Source organism: Candidatus Darwinibacter acetoxidans, assembly GCF_041936445.1.
Taxonomy (GTDB): domain Bacteria; phylum Bacillota; class Limnochordia; order Darwinibacteriales; family Darwinibacteriaceae; genus DTU010.
The window spans coordinates 1-3,203 of sequence record NZ_JBHGXH010000262.1 but is presented as its reverse complement, the minus strand read 5'-3'; the positions used below and the strand labels follow the sequence as shown (position 1 = coordinate 3,203).

At 58.2% G+C, this 3,203-nt stretch carries 3 protein-coding genes; 1 reads left to right on the top strand and 2 read right to left on the bottom strand.

The window, feature by feature from the left end; genetic code table 11:
* A partial coding sequence (gene feoB / locus ACE4YL_RS09990; protein WP_461369604.1) for a ferrous iron transport protein B occupies positions 1-2,092 on the bottom strand: 2,092 nt, incomplete at its 3' end.
* A gap of 21 nt (positions 2,093-2,113) precedes the next feature.
* Positions 2,114-2,356: a FeoA family protein gene (locus ACE4YL_RS09985; RefSeq protein WP_461369603.1), complete on the bottom strand. Its 243-nt coding sequence runs from the start codon at positions 2,354-2,356 to the stop codon at positions 2,114-2,116.
* 157 nt (positions 2,357-2,513) lie between these two features.
* Here ACE4YL_RS09985 and mntR point away from each other — a divergent pair, with 157 nt between their 5' ends.
* Positions 2,514-3,008: a transcriptional regulator MntR gene (gene mntR, locus ACE4YL_RS09980; protein WP_461369602.1), complete on the top strand. Its 495-nt coding sequence runs from the start codon at positions 2,514-2,516 to the stop codon at positions 3,006-3,008.
* Positions 3,009-3,203 lie beyond the last annotated feature (195 nt).

The following is a 3,203-nucleotide window of genomic DNA, read 5'->3' as shown; positions in this document are numbered from 1 at the left end:
TCAGCGTGGGGATGAGGAAGGCGGCGGCGGTCCACTTGAGGCTGCGCGTCTCCCGGTAGATGGTCAACAGCGTCGTGCCGCAGGGAAAGTGGTTCAGCGAAAAAAGCATCACGCAGACGGCGGTAAGCCAGCTCCAGCCGCGATCCAGCAGCAGCCCCTGCAGCTGCTCCAGGGAGTTCAGCTCCAGCAGCGCGCCGCTTGAGAGGTAGCTCATGATAACGATGGGACTGACGATCTCGTTGGCGGGGACGCCCAGCAGAAAGGCCAACACAATATAGCCGTCCATCCCCAGCAGCGAACCGAAGGGTTGAAAAAAGCGGGCTCCCCATTCGAGGACGGTGAGATCGCCCACCATGGTATGGGCCAGTATCCAGATGAGCAGCCCGGCCGGCGCGGCCACGATTACGGCGCGGCTGAGCACGAAAAGGGTGCGGTCAATAAAGGAGCGCACCAGGATCCGCCCCAGCTGCGGCTTGCGGTAGGGAGGCAGCTCCAGAGCAAAGGTGGAGGGGAGCCCCTTGAGCAGGGTTTGAGAGAGTATCTTCGAGACCCCCAGGGTGACGGCCGCTCCGAGCACGATTGCCGCCAAAATTGCCGCGGCTGCAGTGAAGGAACCGGAAAGAGCGCCGGCACCCCCTCCGCCGATAAAGATTGCCGCCAGGACAATCAGGGTGGGAAAGCGGCCGTTGCAGGGGACAAAGTTGTTGGTAAGCATGGCGATGAGCCTTTCGCGCGGCGAATCGATAATCCGGCAGGAGACGACCCCGGCGGCGTTGCAGCCGAAGCCCATGCACATGGTCAGCGCCTGCTTGCCGTGGGCGCCGGCCCTCCGGAAAAAACTGTCGAGGTTGAAAGCAACCCGCGGCAGGTAGCCCAGGTCTTCGAGATAGGTAAAAAGGGGAAAAAAGATGGCCATGGGGGGCAGCATTACCGAGACCACCCAGGCCAGGGTCCGGTAGATTCCTGAAACCAGGGCCCCCTCCAGCCATGCCGGCGCCCCGGCGGCAGCAAACAGGGCGCCCAGGCGCTCTTCCAGCCAGAAAAGGGCCTCCGCCAGGAGCTGCGAGGGGTAGTTCGCCCCGGCAAGGGTAATCCAGAAGACAACACCGAGCATAGCCAGCATGACGGGGATACCGAAGGTTTTCGAGGTCAGGAGCCGATCCAGGCGGCGGTCCCGCTGCATTGTCCGGCTGTCTGCTTGACTTCCAACCTGCCGGGCGATTTTGGCGGCAGTTTCGAAGATGGCGGCAACAACAAGATCCGCCGCCGTTTTGCCGCCGCTTTCTTTTTCCAAAAGAGCCCTGGCAGAATCAATATTTGCCGCCAGCGCTTCGTTTTTATGTAAATCGATTTTCAGATGGCGCTTCAGCGAGCTGTAAAGGGAACTATCTCCATCCAGCAGCCGCAGCGCCAGCCACCGGCTGTCCATGTCCGGCGGGACAATTTTGCGCACTGCAGGCGCGAGCTTCGCCGCCGCCACTTCGAGCGGGAGGCCGTATTCAATGCGCAGAGGCTCTGCGCTCACATTGCCGGCGGCGACCCGGCAAATCGCTTCCTGCAGCTGCCTTAGTCCCCGCCCGTCACGGGCATTTGTTCCCACCACGGGGACGCCGAGAAGACGAGATAACGCCGGCAGATCGAGCCTGATCCTTTTTCGCTCCGCCTCATCGATTAAATTTACACAGACGACCACGCTGTCCGTGATTTCAAGAATCTGCAGCACCAGGTTTAAATTCCGCTCCAGGCAGGTGGCGTCGGCCACCACCACGGTAACGTCTGGACGCTCAAAGCAGATATAGTCCCGCGCCAGCTCCTCCTCCACCGAAGCGGCAAGCAGTGAATAGCTGCCGGGCAAATCCACCAGCAGGTATTCCTGCCCGCGGTAGCTGTATCTTCCCCTGGCATGGGCCACCGTTTTCCCGCTCCAGTTCCCGGTATGCTGCTTCATCCCGGTGAGGCTGTTAAAAACGGTGCTTTTTCCGGTATTGGGGTTGCCTGCCAGGGCGACGACAATCAGCTCTTCGGGGCCTTTCCCGCCCCTGGAATCACCCCCGGGGGGCTTTAAGCCCGTTGACGGTTTTGCAAGGCGCACAGCCGGACGCTCCCCTTGGGTTTAATTTGCCGGAGTGATGAGTATTTGCGAAGCATCCTGTGAACGCAGGGCAATCACCGCCCCGCGGATTAAGTATGCCGTGGGGTCTCCGGTGGGGCTTTTTTGAAGAGCGGCCACCTCTGCGCTATATGTAAGCCCCAGGTCCAGCATTCTCCGCCTGGCAGCGCCGGTTGCATTTATCTGCATCACCCTGCCGCTGCTGCCAACGGGCAGCTCGTGCAGCGGCATCAATACCCGGGTCATTTTTTAGCCCCCTTGAAAGGTCTTATTTTACCCGCGGCAGAATAAGCTAGCCGTGGGAAAAAGATTTTCTCTGGGCTAATATATGCCGTTAAAAAATGCAATGCCACAGGCGGCATTATGGCAAAGCAAGAATAAACTGCTGTGGGGAGCATAAAAAATGACTGACGACCGGGAATTCTATACCTTTCGCGGGTACCTGATGATGCAGGACCGGCAGCAGATGACTCCGAGCATGGAGGATTACCTGGAAATGATCTACCGCAGCCATCTCCAGGAGGGCTACGCCCGCACCAGCCAGCTGGCGGCCCAGCTGAACGTGCAGGCCTCATCCGTCACCAAGACCGTTCAGAAGCTGGCCAGGCTGGGGCTGCTGAACTATGAAAAATACGGGCTCATCCAGCTAACCGAAAAGGGGAAGAGAATCGGCAGCTTTCTTCTTAAGCGGCACATCCTGATCGAAAACTTTTTAAAACTGATTGGAGTGAAAGAGCCCTATTTGCTGCGCGATACGGAGATGATCGAGCACCACCTCAGTTTAAATGCCTTTCACAAAATCAAGCTTCTCTACAAGTTCCTCCAGGCCAATCCCGCCGTCATGGATCAATTTAACCACTATAAACTGGAGCGCCGCAAACCCGGCCGGGAGAAATGACGCCGCATTATGGGACAACAAGGTACGTCCCTGGTGTCCCACATGGGACAAAAAGGTACGTCCCTGGCGTCCCACTCACAAATTTCGTAAAAGGACTTGTTTTCAAACCCGAAATATAGTAAAATCCTGATTGCAGGGGCCATTAGCTCAGCTGGTAGAGCACCTGACTCTTAATCAGGGTGTCCCGGGTTCGAG